This is a genomic window from Caulobacter sp. X (assembly GCF_002742635.1).
In the GTDB taxonomy this organism is placed as follows: Bacteria; Pseudomonadota; Alphaproteobacteria; order Caulobacterales; family Caulobacteraceae; genus Caulobacter.
In genome coordinates this window covers 80,487-96,588 of sequence record NZ_PEGF01000001.1, presented here as the reverse complement: position 1 = coordinate 96,588, position 16,102 = coordinate 80,487, and the positions used below count along the sequence as shown (strand labels likewise).

13 protein-coding genes are annotated in these 16,102 nt (G+C 65.9%); 2 read left to right on the top strand and 11 right to left on the bottom strand.

What is annotated here, in order from left to right:
- Window positions 1–175 precede the first annotated feature (175 nt).
- The 6 genes from CSW60_RS00435 to CSW60_RS00410 all read right to left on the bottom strand — a co-directional run bounded on the left by CSW60_RS00435 (window position 176) and on the right by CSW60_RS00410 (window position 8,537).
- Window positions 176–1,402: an MFS transporter gene (locus CSW60_RS00435; RefSeq protein ID WP_099535154.1), complete on the bottom strand. Its 1,227-nt coding sequence runs from the start codon at window positions 1,400–1,402 to the stop codon at window positions 176–178.
- Window positions 1,403–1,411: 9 nt separating this feature from the next.
- Window positions 1,412–3,421, bottom strand: coding sequence for an alpha-glucosidase (locus CSW60_RS00430; protein WP_099535152.1), 2,010 nt, complete (start codon window positions 3,419–3,421; stop codon window positions 1,412–1,414).
- Between the two features lie 93 nt (window positions 3,422–3,514).
- Complete coding sequence (locus tag CSW60_RS00425) at window positions 3,515–5,848, bottom strand: TonB-dependent receptor (RefSeq protein WP_099535150.1); 2,334 nt, start codon at window positions 5,846–5,848, stop codon at window positions 3,515–3,517.
- Between the two features lie 100 nt (window positions 5,849–5,948).
- On the bottom strand, window positions 5,949–6,533 hold the full coding sequence (locus tag CSW60_RS00420; RefSeq protein WP_099535148.1) for an NADPH-dependent FMN reductase: 585 nt from the start codon (window positions 6,531–6,533) through the stop codon (window positions 5,949–5,951).
- A gap of 22 nt (window positions 6,534–6,555) precedes the next feature.
- The gene (locus CSW60_RS00415) at window positions 6,556–7,623 is read right to left on the bottom strand and encodes an LLM class flavin-dependent oxidoreductase (RefSeq protein WP_099535146.1); all 1,068 of its coding nucleotides are present in this window, start codon (window positions 7,621–7,623) and stop codon (window positions 6,556–6,558) included.
- Window positions 7,620–8,537 (bottom strand): aldo/keto reductase family oxidoreductase, encoded by a 918-nt coding sequence (locus tag CSW60_RS00410; protein WP_201722940.1) that lies wholly within the window; start codon window positions 8,535–8,537, stop codon window positions 7,620–7,622. The genes CSW60_RS00415 and CSW60_RS00410 overlap by 4 nt, the downstream gene beginning before the upstream one ends.
- 234 nt (window positions 8,538–8,771) lie before the next feature.
- Here CSW60_RS00410 and CSW60_RS00405 point away from each other — a divergent pair, with 234 nt between their 5' ends.
- Window positions 8,772–9,755 (top strand): YeiH family protein, encoded by a 984-nt coding sequence (locus CSW60_RS00405; protein ID WP_099535142.1) that lies wholly within the window; start codon window positions 8,772–8,774, stop codon window positions 9,753–9,755.
- Here CSW60_RS00405 and CSW60_RS00400 read toward each other — a convergent pair.
- The 5 genes from CSW60_RS00400 to CSW60_RS00380 form a co-directional block, all read right to left on the bottom strand.
- Complete coding sequence (locus tag CSW60_RS00400; protein ID WP_099535140.1) at window positions 9,752–10,756, bottom strand: LacI family DNA-binding transcriptional regulator; 1,005 nt, start codon at window positions 10,754–10,756, stop codon at window positions 9,752–9,754. The two genes, CSW60_RS00405 and CSW60_RS00400, sit on opposite strands and share 4 nt — an antisense overlap.
- Window positions 10,757–10,890: 134 nt before the next feature.
- On the bottom strand, window positions 10,891–11,865 hold the full coding sequence (locus CSW60_RS00395) for an AraC family transcriptional regulator (protein ID WP_099535138.1): 975 nt from the start codon (window positions 11,863–11,865) through the stop codon (window positions 10,891–10,893).
- 7 nt (window positions 11,866–11,872) lie between these two features.
- The gene (locus CSW60_RS00390; protein ID WP_099535136.1) at window positions 11,873–12,949 is read right to left on the bottom strand and encodes an acetamidase/formamidase family protein; all 1,077 of its coding nucleotides are present in this window, start codon (window positions 12,947–12,949) and stop codon (window positions 11,873–11,875) included.
- A 12-nt stretch (window positions 12,950–12,961) separates the two neighbouring features.
- Window positions 12,962–13,753 (bottom strand): 4,5-DOPA dioxygenase extradiol, encoded by a 792-nt coding sequence (ygiD, locus tag CSW60_RS00385; RefSeq protein WP_099535134.1) that lies wholly within the window; start codon window positions 13,751–13,753, stop codon window positions 12,962–12,964.
- Window positions 13,750–14,973, bottom strand: coding sequence for an aromatic ring-hydroxylating dioxygenase subunit alpha (locus CSW60_RS00380; protein ID WP_099535132.1), 1,224 nt, complete (start codon window positions 14,971–14,973; stop codon window positions 13,750–13,752). Before CSW60_RS00380 ends, ygiD begins: the two co-directional genes overlap by 4 nt.
- Before the next feature lie 269 nt (window positions 14,974–15,242).
- Between CSW60_RS00380 and CSW60_RS00375 the strand changes: the two genes are divergently transcribed.
- Window positions 15,243–16,100 carry a TauD/TfdA family dioxygenase gene (locus tag CSW60_RS00375; RefSeq protein ID WP_099535130.1) on the top strand — a complete coding sequence of 286 codons (858 nt, stop codon included), beginning with the start codon at window positions 15,243–15,245 and terminating at the stop codon, window positions 16,098–16,100.
- The last annotated feature ends 2 nt before the right edge of the window (window positions 16,101–16,102 follow it).

Sequence of the window (16,102 nt, the reverse complement as noted above, 5' to 3'; positions counted from 1 at the left end):
GGCTCGCCGCAGCATCTCAAGATTGCCCTCAAGCAGCGCGTTGAGGTCGATCGCCAGGGGCCGCGCCTCGCTGGGAAGATCCTCCGGCTGGCGGCTCGCCTGGCCCATCCTGTCGGCGGGGCGACCGAGCGTTAACGGCTCGGCGACCCTGGCGGGCCGCGTAGAACTCTGGTCCTCAGAGGTTGGCTAACCGAAGCGTGGGGAGCCACACATGTATCCAGGCCAAAGCCAACAGGTAGGCCGCGGCGGCCATTAGAAACAGCGGCAGATAGCCGACGCCGCTGGTCAGCAGCATCCCCGCCAATTGCAGAACCGCCATGCCCGAAAGGTTTCCCGCCAGAGCGCCCAGGCTGGTGACCGTACCCACGCGCTGGTTCGGCACCACGTCGGTGATGATCCCGAAGACATTGACCGAGAAGCCTTGGTGAGCGGCCAGGGTCATGCCGAGCAGCAAGGTCGCGATCCATGGGCTGGGCGCGTGCAGCACCAAGGGCGCGGGCACGACCAGCAGCGCGCAGACCAGCATCACCGTCTTGCGGGCCCGGTTCACCGACCAGCCCTTGGCCAGCAGCCGGTTGACGGTCGCGCCTGCGATCAGCGAACCCGCGGCGGCGATCATGTAGATGACGGCCAGCGGAACGGCGAAGGCCTTCATGCTCAGGCCGAACACCCGGTGGAACAGGTCCGGGGTCCAGAACAGCAGGAACCACCAGACCTGATCGAACAAAGCCTTGGCTCCGACGATCGCCCAAGTGGCGCGATCACGCAGCACATCGACCCAGCGCACCCTCTCCGCTCCGTCCCGGCCGGGGTCAGCCGGGCGCGGCTGGAACACCTCGGACTTGCCCGCGCCGCTGGCGAACCAGACGGCCACCCACAGCAGTCCAGCGCCGCCGACGATGGCGAAGGTGTTTCGCCAGCCGACCGCCGCCGCGAGGAACGGCACAAACAGCGGGGTGACAACGGCTCCGATATTGCTTGCGGCGTTGAATAGCCCCAGCGCCAGGGATCGCGATCGGGCGTCGAAGGCCGCGCTGATGGTCTTGATCCCCGTCGGCGTGCCCAGGGCCTCGGTCGCGCCCAGCGCCACCCGCGCCACGGTGAACTGCGCGACGGTGTGGGCCAGGCCGTGCGCCATGGCCGCCAGGCTCCAGGAGCCGACGGCCAGGGGATTGGCGACCTTCAGTCCGACGCGATCGGTGAACCATCCGGTGAACAGGAACGCCACCGCGGCCGATAGCTGGAACATCGCGGCCAGATGGCCGTAGTCGGCGTCAGTCCAGTGCAGATCCTCCTGCAGCATGGGCTTGAGGATCGCGATGATCTGGCGGTCTGCATAGTTGAGGATGCTGGCGAAGATCAGCAGGGCCAGCAGGAAACGGCGGTCGAGCTTGAAGGTCATGGGCTGTCCTCAGAACGTCCGCAGATCTCGGAACAAGGCCGCGTCGGGCGCGTCCCCGCGATAGAAGACAGGTGGCTTTCCCAGGGGCGCCGGCGTCTCGACATGCTGGCCGCCCGCGAAAAGTTGCCCCGACCACAGATGGACCCAGTCCGCGCCCGTGGGCAGATAGACCGCGCGAGCCTTGCGCCCTTCCTCGATCACCGGCGCCACCAGCAGGTCTCGCCCGAACAGGTACTGGGTCTGCTCGGCATAGGTCGCCGGGTCATCTTCATGATGCAGGAATAGCGGTCGCTGCAGCGGGAGGCCCTGCCCGGCCGCCTCATCGCGAAGCCGCCTGATGTAGGGCGCGAGGTGGCGGTAGACCTTGGTCATGCGCGCGAAGTGGGCGAGCACCTCCGGGTCCTGGTCCAGCTGCAGGTTTTCGTCGGGACGATTGCCCTCGTGCGAGCGCATCACGGCGGTGAAAGCCGCCATCTCGCTCCAGCGCATCAGCAGCTCGGCGGTGCGGACATTGCCGAACAGGCTGGTGTACCCGCCGATGTCGCTGTGGTGGTAGGCGTTGCCCAGCAGGCCCGACGACAACGCCGCGACGATCACCGTGCCGATGCCGTCGTGCCGCGAAAAGTCCACCGACTGATCGCCAGCCCATAACAGCGGGCAGTAGCGCTGCACGCCCGTATAGCCAGCCCGCATGAAGAACAGGGCATCGCCCGTCTTACCCCGGCTGGCGACGGCGTCGGCGTTGACCTTGGCCCACAGGGTCGGCCAGGCGTTGTGCATCAGCATGCCGTCCACGCCATTGGCCAAGCGCACGTCAGTCGGCAGATATTCGCCAAAGTCCGCCATCCAGCCCGACAGGCCGAAGTCGAGCATTTCGCGGCCGATCACATGTTCGGCGAACCAGTCGGCCGCCGCGGGATTGGTGAAGTCGACCACACCGCAGTCAAACTCGCCGAAGTCGACGATGTAGGGCTCGTCGGCGTCCTGGCGAAGGGCCAGATAGCCGGCGTCGCGCGCGACCGGATAGAGATCGCCGTCGATGCAGAGATAAGGGTTCACATAGCCCAGGAAGCGTATGCCCCGCTCGGCCAGCTCGACGATCTTCCGATCGAGGCCTGGATAGCGCTGAGCGTTCCACTTCCAATTCCAGAACAGGCGCTTGCCGAACGAGGTGATGCGCAGGCCCACCCAGTCCTCGCACCAAAGGCCCGAGATCGCCGCGCCCGAGTTCGTGAAAGCCTCCAGGCGCTTGAAGCTCTCGTCGCCCTGCTTGAGGCCGATGATCGCCCCATCCAGCACCCAGTCCGGCAGCGGCGGCTGTCGCCCGAAACGTTCCGACAAGGCGCTGACGATCTCGACGAAGGTGTCGGCGGCGTAGAATTCGATCCGCTCGGGGACTTCCCAGACCTCGATCTCGTGGAAGGCCTCGTGGCGGAAGTCGAACGCAGCATAGGCCGTGGTCTCGAAATGCGCCGCGTAGCGCCGCGAGGAGACGAAGGTCGGCTGAGGATAGTTGGTGTGAAAATAGTCCCCGCCCGCCCCGACCTGGTCTGCCATCCAGGTGATCTGGGTCGACTTGTCCCGGCCGACTCCGGGTTCGGAGGTCCATAGCGGGAAGTGGCGGCCGCGCAGGTCGAAATAGGACATCTGCTCGCCGGCGCCCCAGACATTCTCGCCGGCGTCGGCGACGAGGCGAAGCCACAGGCGGTTGATCGGCGCGCCGCCAGCCTGGAACAGGACGCGGCCGTTACTCAGGACCTCGATCGCAAGACGTTCGGGCGTTCCGGCCTCGATTGAAAAGCTGATGCGGACACGGTCGCCCTTTTTCTCGGCCACGGCGGCGCGCAGCGCGACCCGCTCGGTGACATAGTCGGAGATCGCGAAGTTGCCCCGCGCCATCCGGACCTCGGCTTCGCCGACGCCGACGAAGACGCATGGCGCTTCCGGGGTGTGCCGCAGAACCTCACGGCCGCCGGCCAGCAGGACGAATCCATTTGCGAGGACACGGTATTCGAGCACTGGCGGCCTCCGCCGCGTGCGACGCGGCTTGGTGAACAAGAAGTCGGGCCCGGCCAGGCAGCGAGAGAGAGCGGCCGGGCCCGCAGGGGGGTATCAGTTGAAGTTGTAGCGGACCGTCGCGCCGAAATAGCGCTCGCCATCACGCGGCGTGATCTGCCGCATGAACGAGGAGCCGTTCGGGATACGGTTGATCACGAAGTGCTGGTCGGTGAGGTTCTTGCCCACCAGCGCCAGGCGCAACTTCTGATCCTTGCTGACGAAGGCGACGCTGGCGTCGACCGTCGTGTAGCCCTTCTGGATCGCGTAGGGGTTCTGGTTGATGTCGAAGCCCATCTTGCTCTGGTATTGAACGCCGGCTCCGAAATCCAAGTCGAACTTCTGGCCTTCCAGAGGCACGAAGTACGTCGTGTTGATCGAGACCTTGTGCTTCGACGACAGCGGCAGCGGCTTGCCGTTGATGGCCAGCGCCGTGCACGTGCCGGTGGGCGGGCATTTGAACTTGTCGATCTTGGCGTCGATGTACGCATAGCCGCCGGTGAAGCGCAGATTGCGGACCGGTTCGAAGGTGAAGTCGCTTTCGAAGCCCTTGGTCGAGACCGTGCCGGCGTTCGTCAGGCGCGAGACGACGGTGGTGCCGATCACGTCCAGGTTGGTGGCCTGGAAATTGTTGAAGGTCGTATCGAAGACCGAGAGGTTCAAAACCAGGCGGCCGTCCAACAGACGCGACTTCAGACCCAGCTCGTAGGCGTCGGAGGTCTCGGGCGAGATGCCGAAGTTGTCGGTGGCCTGCATGTTGAAGAACACGTTCATGGCCGGGCCCTTGTAGCCGCGCGTGTAGCTGCCATAGGCCATGATCTTCGGGGTCAGGTCGTACTGCGCGCCGACCTTGCCCGACCAGCCGCTGGAGTCGGTGCCGCCCACGCCCGAGAAGGTCGGGTTGACGCCGCTAAGCGCGGCCGCGCCGGTGGTGCGCAGGCGACGGTGGACGAAGTCGATGGAGTCATGCGTCCAGCGCGCGCCGAAGATGCCCCGCAAGCGGTCGCTGAAGTTCAGCGTGCCTTGGCCGAAGGCGGCGTAGTTCTCGAGCGTGGTCTGGAAATTGCCGATGCCGGAATTGGCCGTGTAGGTCGAGGCGCCCGGCGCGCACGGCGTCGCCGTTCCGAGGGCGCCCAAGGTCACCGGCGCCAAGGTCGAGGCGGTGCACGAGGTCACCGTCCGGACGAAATAGTTGCTCTCCCAGGTGTGGTAGTAATAGAGGCCCGCGACATATTCGAAGAAGTGGCCCACCGGCGAGGCGATCCGCAGTTCCTGGGTGAACTGGTCGAAGTTCAGCCGGCCATAGTCCTCCGTGCGGATGTCCGCGGCCAGAGCGCCCACGGCCACATAGCTCGGCGCGTCTGACCGGAAATCGCCGTCGCGGACCTGGTAATTCTTCCAGTTCCGATAGGCCGTGATCGAGGTCAGGGTGTAGTCGCCCAGCGACCAGTTCACCTGGGCCGAGAAGCCGCTGTTGATGTCCTTGGTCGACGGGTCGCGATCGTTGTCGATGTCCTTGTTGTCGTCGTTGGGCGTTAGCGGCTTCAGCGACGGCAGGAAGACGTTGTCGTTGTAGGCGCTGGAGAACACCGTGCCGATGCTGTCGGCATAGCCGTTATCGACATTGTGCGAGTAGTCGGCGATCAGGTCGACGGTCAGGTCGGCGGTCGGCGTCCAGCGCAGGCGGCCACGCACCCCGTTGTGCTCATAGCCGTTGATGTCGTGGCCGTTGAAGACGTTCTTGCCGTTGCCGTCGAAGTGGCTGAAGAACCCGGCCAGCGATCCGGCCAAGGTCTCCGACAGCGGTCCCGAGACCGAGCCGCGCACGCGGTATTCGTTGCCCTGGTAATAGGCCGCGTCGAGATAGCCTTTCCTTTCCTGGCTAGGCGCGCGCGTGATCATGCTGATCACGCCGGCCGAGGCGTTCTTGCCGAACAAGGTGCCTTGCGGGCCACGCAGGATTTCGATGCGTTCCAGATCCAGGAAGTCGGCGGTGGCCTGGCCGCTGCGGGCATAGACCACGCCATCGACGACGGTCGAGACCGACGGCTCGACGCCCGAGGCGAAGGAGACGGTGCCGACGCCGCGAACGGTCAGGGCAGAGTCCTTGTTGGTGTTGCCCTTCCGGAAGGTCAGCGAGGGGGCGGCCTGAATCAGCTGTTCAGCCGAGTTGATGTTGGCCCGCTCCATCGCCTCGCCGCTGACGACGCTGATGGCGATCGGAACCTTCTGGACATTCTCGGACCGCTTCTGGGCGGTGACGATGATCTCCTCGATCACCGGAGCGTCCTGGCTGGACTGCGCGTAGGCCGCCGTGGCCGAAACGGCGCTCAGCGCCAGAACCATCGCGGCGCCGCTAAGCATGGCGCCACGGTGCGTACTCTTCTTCATGTCCTATCCCTCCCTTTAATCCTACCTTTCCGGTAGGTGTTTATCTGCCCCTCGTGGAGGCGTTGGTCTTCCTAGAAAAACTGTCTCCCCTTGCAGCCCCTCATGCCGACAGCTTGAGCTGCAGGAAGTCGGCGACCTGGTCCCCGACCAGGGTCAGCTGTCCGATGGCGGCGGGGTCGTCACAGGTCCCGTCCTCGCCGAAGCGCGACGTGGAACTGTTGATGGCGGCGGCCATCGGCGTCGGCCAGCCGCGCAGGGCGTGAACGATGGAGCGCAAGGTCGCGATGGTGCTGCCGGTCGCCTGCCAGCCGTAAGCCGTTACGATGAGGCCCACCGGCATGCCGGTGAGATAGACGCGCCCGTCCCGAGCCGTCTCCTCCAACAGGTCCAGCGCGTTCTTGATCACGCCTGAAATGCTGCCGTGATAGCCCGGCGAGGCGATGATCAGGCCGTCGGCGCGACGAACGGCCTCGACGAAGGCCAGCTCTTCGGGCGTACGCGAGGCGGCTTTGGGCGCGTAGATCGGCAAGGTGGCCAGGAAATCGCCGCCGAACAGCTGGGTCTCGACGCCGCGCGCCTCGACAGTCTTCAACGCTATCGCCAACGCGCGCTCGGTGGACGAACTGGAGCCCGCCACGCCGCCCAAACCGACGACGAACGGACGTCCGTTGCGAGGATGAGCCATGACGCGCCTCCCCTTGCCCGGTCTAGCCTAACGGCCCGTGGTCGATGTTCGGCAGCACGTGGCGCGCGAACAGATCGGCCTCGGCGGCGTGCGGGTAACCCGACAGGATGAAGGCCTCGATGCCCATGTCGCGATAATCGTTGAGCTTGGCCAGGACCTGATCCGGATCACCGACGATCGCCGCGCCGCAGCCCGAGCGGGCGCGGCCGACGCCTGTCCACAGGTTGGCTTCGGCGTAGCCGTCGTCCTTGGCGCTCTCGCGCAGGGCGGCCTGGGCCTGGACGCCAGCCGAGGTCGAGTCGAGCGACTTGGCGCGGATGGCCGCGCCGGTGTCGGCGTCCAGCTTGCTGAGCAGACGGTCAGCCGCGGCGCGAGCCTCGGCCTCGGTGTCCCGGACCACGACGTGGGCGCGATAGCCAAAGCGCAGGGCGCGGCCATACTTGGCGGCGCGGGCGGTCATGTCGGCGATGATCTCGGCCACGACCTCCTTGCGATCGGGCCACATCAGGAACACGTCGCAGCCCTTGGCGGCGGCTTCGCGGGCGTCCTCGGACAGGCCGCCGAAATAGAGCTGCGGCGCCTTGCCCGAGACCGTGGTGACGCGCGGCGGATCCAGCTTCAGGTTCCAGAACTCGCCCTGGTGGTCGAGGCTTTCTCCGTTCAGCATGGTCTTCAGGATGCTCATCGCCTCGACCGTGCGGGCGTAGCGCGGCGCCGAGGCCAGCTTCTCCCCCGGCATGTCCGAAGAGATGATGTTGACGGCCAGACGGCCGCCCAGCATCCGGTCGATGGTGGCGATCTGGCGCGCCAGCTGCGGCGGCCACATCTCGCCGATCCGCACCGCCATCAAAAGGCGCATGCGCTTGAGCAGCGGGGCTACGCCAGCGGCAAAGGCCGTTGTGTCGATCCCAAGCTCATAACCCGACGGCAGCAGGATGTTGTCGAAGCCGCCGCTCTCGGCCTGCAGGACGATGTCGCGGCAGTGTTCCCAGCTGGACTTCAGCTTCGGGTCGGACACGCCCAGGAACTCGTAGTCGTCATCGCACAGCGCGGAGAACCAGCTGATCTCGCAAGGCGGGCGCTTAGTCATGGCAAGGGAGCTCCCATGGAGGCGACAAGCACGCGGTACCAGTCCGCGCGGGTCCAACGCGGCTTGTACGCGTCGGGAATTTCAGCGATGCGGGCCACGGTCTGCGAGCCGACGATCGGGATCGGTCGCGCCGGATGCGCCATGATCCAGCTGTAGGCCGCGGCGGCGCGTGAAACGCCAAAGGCCTCGGCCATCTCGTCCAGAACAGCGGCGACGGCGCGCGTGCGATCATCGGTCGGGGCGGCCAGGCGACCACCGCCCAACGGCGACCAGGCCAGGACGGTCATGTTGCGGGCCAAAGCCTGATCCAGCACGCCGTCAGACAACGGCGCGATGGCCAAGGGCGAGAACTCCGGCTGGCAAGACACCACCGGCAACGCCAGGTGGGCGGCCAGCGCCTCGACCTGCGAGGGCGTGTAGTTGGAGACGCCGACCGCGCCGATCTTGCCGGCCTTGTGCGCCGCTTCGAGCGCGCGAGCGATCTCGGCGGGATGGGTCAGGATGTCGGGACGATGGATCTGCCACAAGGCGACATGTTCGACGCCCAGACGACGCAACGAAGCGTCGATGGCGCTCTCCAGATAGGTCGCGCTGGAGTCATAGGGCACGCTGGGAATGATGCCGCCCTTGGTGGCGATCACCATGCGCTGGGCCAGGGTCGGCGCCTGCGCCAGAACCCGCCCCAACAGGGCTTCCGAGGCGCCGAACGCCTCGCCGTTGTCGGGACCGTAGATGTCGGCGGTGTCGAAGAGCGTGACGCCCGCGTCCAGCGCCGCCTCGACCAGGCCGCGAGCCGCCGCGACGTCTTGGCCGCGGAACCGCCACATGCCCCAGGCCACCGAGGAAATCTGGGGTCCATCAGCCTGAAGGCGGCGCGTCGGAGCGGGTGCGTCGAGATATGTCATCGTTGTCATATTGCCCAGGTTCCCATGGCGCGCAACAGCCAAAATTCACTTTCCGCAGCGACAACCAAAAATATCGACTTTCGAGAAAACTTCAGATAAGTTACTGAAATAGATGAGTTTCTTTGATAAATTTACGCCTCAGCGGGAATCGCCCGCTGTTGCCTCAAGACGCCAATATGATAACGGTGTCAGAGATAGACAGAACGTCGACAGACTGTTCTGAACGGCTTTTGGGGGAAGAACATGGCTCGGATAGGCACATATGCGCCCGGTTTGGCGCTGGCGGCCCTAGCAACGCTCGCCGCCGCCTATGTCTCCGACCATTACGGCGCGCCGCTGACTCTGATGTGCTTGCTGTTCGGCCTGTCGATGAACTTCCTGAGCGTCGATTCGCGACTTGAACCCGGCCTGACCATCGCCTCGCGAACTCTTCTGCGATGGGGCATCGTGCTGGTGGCCGCGCGCGTCACCTTTGGCCAGATCGCCCAGTTGGGCCCTCAAGCCCTGATCGCCATCGTGGTCATCGTGGCCCTGACCTTGAGCTGCGGCGTACTGGCCGCCCGCAAGTTGGGTTTCTCGCCCGCGTTCGGCGCCCTCTGCGGCGGGGCGGTGGCGATCTGCGGCGCCTCCGCGGCCATGGCCTTCGCTAGTCTGCTCGGCGAAAAGCGCATCGCCCAGGCCCAATTGACCCTCGTCCTGGTCGGGATCTCGGCCTGCAGCGCCGTGGCCATGGCGCTCTACCCCGCCCTCGCCCATCACCTGCATTTCAGTGACCTGCGCGCCGGCTTCATGCTGGGCGCCTCGATCCATGACGTGGCCCAGGCGCTCGGCGCCGGCTACAGTTTCTCTCCGGAAGCCGGCGAGACGGCCACGATCGTCAAGCTGACGCGGGTGGCCCTGCTGGCGCCGGCCATGGCCGTGGTCGCCCTGTTCATCCCCAAGGACCCGAACGCCGAAATCTCCACGCCCATCCTGCCCTGGTTCGTGATCGGCTTCTTTGGATTGGCGGCGGTCAACTCGGTTGGCCTGATCCCGGCCGTTGTCGCCAATGGAGCCAGCAAAGGCGCGACCGCGCTGCTGGCCTGCGCCGTGACCGCCACGGGCATCCGCTCGAACATGCAGACCCTGACAAAGACCGGACCGCGTCCCTTGCTGGCGATCGTCATCGCTTCAGTCCTGGCGCTAGCGCTCAGCGTCGCCGCGGCCGCCTTCGTGATCCGCGCCTAGGAGATCTTGGGCGGCGCGGTCGAGCCGCGCAAAACCAGCTCGTGGGCCAGGCGACGATTGACTGGCCCTTCGACGCCTTCGAACAGTAGGCTGGCGGCGGCGTGCGCCAGCTGACGCGTCGGCTGACGCACCGTGGTCAGCGGCGGCCATAGCTGGCTGGCCAGGGCGGTATCATCGAACCCGGCCACCGAGAGCTCGCCCGGCAAGGTCATGCCGCGCCGATGCGCGACCGTCAGCACCCCCGCGGCCATGTCGTCGTTACTGGCGAAGATCGCGGTCGGCGGAACGGGCAGGTCGAGCATGGCGTCGGCGGCGGCCTCGCCCGAGGCGAAGTCGAAAAAGCCCTGACGCACATAACGCGGCTCGTATGGCAGACCGGCGCGATCCAGAGCTCGCCTATAGCCGAACAGTCGCAGGTCGCTGGCCGTGTGGTTCACGTGGCCGATGATGAAGCCGATCCGCTTGTGGCCCAGCGAAATCAGGTGGCTGGTCATGTCATCGGCGGCTTGGACGTCGTCCATAGACACCGAAGGACTGCGACCATGGTCGGTGCCCGGAGAAATCCGCACATAGGGCACGCCGCGCCGGTCCAACTCTTCCAGCGCCGCCACCGAGTCGGTGACCGGCGAAGACAGGATGACGCCGTCGACCTGGGTCTGGTCGATCAATCCGCCAATTTCGGCCGCCAGACTGGGCGAGGCCGCGTCGCTGGGCTGGGCCAGCAGGCGAACCCCCTCCTCGATGCAGCGCTCCCAGATGCCGGTCTGGATCTGGTGAATGTAGTGTGGGCTATGATTGTCGTAGATCAGGGCGATCTGGTGACTACGCTTGCCGGCGAGCATCCGGGCGGCGGCGCTAGGCTGGAAGCTCAACGCCTCGATCGCCTCCTCCACCCGCTGCCGCACCTCATCCGAGACGTACTTCTCGCGATTGAGAACGCGCGACACGGTCTTGGTCGAAACACCCGCTCGGGCGGAAACGTCCTTGATCGTCGCGCGCATCACCCAGTCGGTCCATAGAAGCCCTGCACCATTGCTAGCCCATAGTGGGCTGCGGCTTCAATTGCGATCCCCTCAGCTCATCGGATGGATGACGGGATGTTCTCGTCATCCAGCTCTCCACAGTCGCCGCGAAGTCAGTTCATGACTTCAATGTCGCCGTCGCCGAGCCCGCGACCTTGCCTGAACTGGCGGGGCGACAGGCCGTATTGCTCGCGAAAGGCCCGACTGAAGTGGGCCGAACCGTTGAAGCCCCAGCGATAGCAGATCTCCGAGATCGACAGACGGCTATGCTGCGGGCTCGCCAGATCGATCCGGCATCGCTCCAGGCGACGCGTCCGCAGGTAGTGACTGAAGGTCTCGTTGGCCGACGCGAAAAGCTTCTGGACGTAGCGCGGCGAGACCCCCTCCTCGTTGGCGACGCGACGCAGGGAAAGTTCAGGGTCGGGCAGCAGGGTCTCGATGGTCTGACACAGGCGCTGCAGGTGCGCCGTCGGAGTCGAGGCGTCGAGGGTGTCCGTCGCGGCCGCGCCTTGCTCGATCAGGCATTGCGCCAGGAATTCGGTCAGGGCCAGATCCACCGGGCGCAGTTGATCGACCGAGAGGTTCTCCAGCTCTTCGGCCGTGCCCCGCAAGAGGTCCGACAGGATGCGCGGCACGCCCTTGGAGCCGTCCAGCCAACCGACACGAAGATTGAAGGGACGGATCAGGCGATGATCCAGCGCAAGGCGCGGCGCGCGGACGAACAGCAGCCGAGAACGAGTGTCCAGACGCAGCGCCGCGGCCTGGCCGGTCGGGCCGAAGGCGATGTCGCCCGTCGAAACGCCGACCGCCAGTTCGTCCGTGACCAGCGTGGCCTCGCCATGCAACAGGACGGCAAGCCAGACCGCCGCCGGCTGTCCGGACAGCCGGCCAGAGATCGTCTGGGCCCCAGCCTCGACCAGGGCGAACTCGATGCCCAAGGGCGAGGTCAGGCAGATGACCGAAGCCGCCGCCGGCTCGGCGTCCGACAGGCCTTCGATCGGCAGACCCAGACGCCCCATCGCCTCGCGCCAAGCCTCGGCGCGCTCGGCGCGGGGATGGCTCTCGGTGCTGAACGACCAGGCCTTCATGGGCTTGCTAGTCCTTCATCTTGGGGAAGATGTCGCGCGGGATGCGCACGTGGCAGCCCTGGGTGCCGTCGACCACCTGGGTGACGCCGAAGTCGGCGGCGACGCTCATCAGCGAATAGGCGTCGTTCTTGGACAGGCCGACCTGGTCGCTGAGCAGGCTCAGCATCTTGGTCGAGGCGTCCCGCATAGCCAGGTTCAGGTCCTCGTTGAAGCCGTGAACGATCCACCACTTGGGGGTCTCGAGCAGCGGGCCCGGGGTCTGGACGTCCTTGCGAAGAACGATCTGCATCAGGACGTTCAGCGAGCTTTCGATCGCCGTGCCCGAGAGCTCGCCGTCGCCCTGGCTGACATGGGGATCGCCGATCGAGAACAGGCCGCCGTCGACCTGCACCGTGTAGTACATCGTCGCCCCCGCCCCGATGCGCCAGTTGTCGATATTGCCGCCATGCTCGCCGGGCGGAATGGTGCTGACCCGGCCATCGACGGCCGGCGCCACGCCCGCGGTGCCCAGGTGGGGGCGAGCCGGAATTCGCACGCCCTTCAGGGCGGGCTGGCGATCGCATTCGGGACAGTTCGTGATCGTGCCCGGGATCAGATATTTACCTTCGAAGTCATAGGCGTAGAGGGCCGCGGCGGTATTGGTGTTCGGATCCAACTCGTAGATCGTCACCCGCTCCTTCTCGCCGAACTCCTTGTAGAGATAGCCCCAGTTGGCCGCGAGGTTGGAGCCGTAGTTGTTGCGCGGGACCATGCGCAGATAGCGTACTTCCAGCACATCGCCGGGCTTGGCGTCCTCGACATAGATCGGGCCGGTCATGATGTGGACGCCGGGATTACGGTCCTCCTCGGGAATCTCCCTGAAGATCCGGGTGACGCCCTCGTCCATCATCAGCTCGGGCGCGTCGCCGGCGTGGTGCGTGATCGCCTCGGCTTGGACCAGGTCGCCGCTTTTGATCCGCAGCGTCGGTCTTATCGAAGGATCGAAATAGCCCCAGTGTACGGTCTGGGGCGTCGCCGGCAGGCAATGGAGCGCGCCGGGGACGATGTCGGGACGCGTCTCGCCGGGTTCGCAGATGAAGGGCATCGGGATCTCCGGTCAGGCGGCGGGGGACAGGGTCACGCTCGTCATGCTGAGCGAGCCATGCTCGATGTGGTCGGGGGCGAAGGTCGGCGCGTCGCCGGGCAGGCGCGCGCCCAGCACGTAAAGCAGCGGCCAGTAGTGGTCGGGTGTCGGGACCGAACGTCTGGCGTCCTGCCCCTGGCTCTCGAAGTCAATCGCGCGCTGCGGCGCGTCCTCGACAATCGCGGCCTTGATGTAGTCGTTGAACCGCCTGGACCAGTCATAGGGCGCGCAGTCGCGATCGCCCCAGTCCATGGCCGGCAGGTTGTGGACGATGTTGCCGGTGCCGACGAGCAGCACGCCCTCGTCACGCAGCGGGGCCAGGCGCTGGCCGATCTCGAAGTGCCAAGCCGGCGGCTTGGTCGCATCCATGCTGAGCTGGACGACCGGCACATCGGCGTCCGGGAAGGCCTTGCCCAGCACCGACCAGGTCCCGTGGTCGAGCCCCCACCCCTGCTCGTCCTGGAGAACCGGCGTAGGGCTGAGAACCTCGGCGACCCGCGCCGCCAACCCAGGCGAACCCGGCGCGGGATATTGCTGATCGAACAAGGCCTTGGGGAAAGATGCTCCGAAGTCATGGATCGTCCGGGGCTTGGCCATGGCCGTCACCGCGACGCCGCGCGTCAGCCAATGCGCCGAGACGCAGAGGATCGCCTTGGGCTTGCCGGCGGCGTCGCCCATGGCCTTCCAGGCGCGTGTGGTGTCGTTGGTCTCCAACGCGATCATGGGGCTGCCATGACCAAAGAAAATGACGGGCAGGCGGCTCATGCGGCCGCCTCCGCGTTCGCTGACGCCGGAGCGCCCATGGCCTTCAAGGCCGCCCAAGCCTGCTGGTAGCGCGGCGTGAGCCAGCGGTTGAACTGCACCTGCGCGCCCTCCTGCCAGGAATAACGGCCCCGGATCGCGAAGCGCGACCGCAGGCCCTGCTGGACCAGCTCATCCACGTGCATGTCCTGCGCGATGATCTTGCCCGCCGAGGTCATGATCATCTCCAGCCGCTCGGCGAAGCCGGCTGTCTCGGTCGCGCCGGGGGCCACCAGGATGCCGGTGTCCTGCTCCATGGTCTCGGGCCCGGTGGGGCGCAGGATCAGGTAGATGACCATGTCGCTGGTCATCACCAGCGACAGCGTCGGCGGGATGTTGGCGAAGGTGGCGCGGTTGCGATCTTCCTCGGTCAGGTTCGGGAAGATCGGCAACACCGCCTTCTGGGTCGGGTTGAAGCTGGCGTCGGCGTGCAGCGTCCCGTTGAAGCGCAGGAAGCCGGCATCGCCCTCGCCCGCTTCGGGAAAGCTGCACAGCTCGCTGGGAATGAAGTCGTGCAGCGGGCCGCGGTGCAGCTTGCTGGCGTGATAACCGTCGTTGTTGTTCTCGAACATCACCTTCCAGTTCCAGGCGAACTGGCCCGTCATCGGCGGACTGAGGCCGTCGGCGTTAGCGAGGTCGTAGTTGGCGACCGCCGCCTCGACCGCCGCCAGGCGCGGAGCGAGCGGCGCGGCCTCGGCGTCGAAGTTGATGAAGATGAAGCCCAGCCAAATCTCGACCTTGAAGGTCGGCAGCTTGATGGCCTTTTTGTCGAAGTCGCACGTGCGCTCCATGGCCGGCGCGTTCACCAGGTCGCCGTTCAGCGAATAGACCCAGTGGTGATAGGGGCATACGAAGCCGCGCGTATTGCCCTTGCCCTCGGCGACCAGCATGGCGCGATGCTGGCACACGGCCGACATGGCCTTGATCTCATTGTCGCGATTGCGGGTGACGATAATCGGCTCGCCGATGATCCGCGTCGTGAAGAAGTCGCCGGGCTCCTTCACCCAGTCGACGCGGCCGACGCAAAGCCATTCGTGATTGAACAGCGCCTCCTTCTCGAACTCGTAGAAGCCAGCGTCGGTGTAGCAGGCCGGCGGGAGGGTCTCGGCGGCCTCGACGTTCAGCATCGAGCGCGAAAGATCTTCAAAGAAGGCGTCGCTGAGGAGACTCTGGCGCGGTGTCATCGTGAAGCGCTCTGCAAGGTCGGAAGTCGACCATCACGCTAGGTCGCCAAGGTCGGTCGGTCTTGCTCCAGCGCGCACGAAGAGTTGGTCGTCCAGCGCCCTTCCCGGCGCGACGCCGCATTTGCGGGCGATCGGCGCCCACCTGCCGCCAAGGGCGCCCAACAGCGGGTCAATCGCCGGCTCGACGAGAAAGCCGTCGTGCGCGTTGGAGCAAGACCGTGTCGATGACCAAGCCTAGTTTGAAGGGACATCGCACCACGGAGGACGCTATGACGCTGACCGCCGACCTCGCCATCCAGGACCTGAAGCCGGGCTTCGGGGCCGAGATTTCCGGCATAGACCTGGCGACCGCCTCCGACGCGGCGCTGGACCAGGTGGTCGACATCTTCCATCGCCACGGCGCCATCGCCCTGCGCGACCAGAAGATGACTCCGGACGACCTGATGCGCTTCATCGGCCGGTTCGGGGAGCCGGAGGATCATACCCAAACCCGTTTTACCCTGCCGGGTTATCCGAAGATCTTCATCCTCAGCAACCGTGTGGTGGACGGCCAGCCGATCGGCGCCCACAACGACGGGGTCGGCTGGCATACCGACTACAGCTACAAGCCCGAGCCCGTGATGTTGACCATGCTGTATGCGGTCGAGGTGCCCGACGAAGGCTCCGACACCCTGCTGGCCGATGGCTGCGCCGCCTGGAACGCCTTGCCGGCCGACAAGCAGGCCCTGCTGGAGAGCCTGCGGCTGCATCACAGCTACAAACACTTCATGGCCACCCGAACCTTCGGCGAGCAGCAGACGCTGTCGCCCGAGATGGAAGCGGCCAATCCCGACGTCGAGCACCCGCTGATCCGCACTCACCCTGCGGACGGCCGCAAGGCGCTGTGGCCCTCGACCGGCACGGTGACCGAGGTCATCGGCATGCCGGGCCCGGCGGGCCTGGCCTTGCTGGACGAGCTCGTCGAGTTCATGACCCAGGACCAGTTCGTCTATCGCCACAAGTGGCGCGTCGGCGACCTCCTGATGTGGGACAATCGCTGCACGCTCCATACTGGCACGCTGTACGACGACACGAAGTACGTGCGGACCATGCATCGCTTGTGGGTGAAGGGCGACAAGCCCTACTGAAC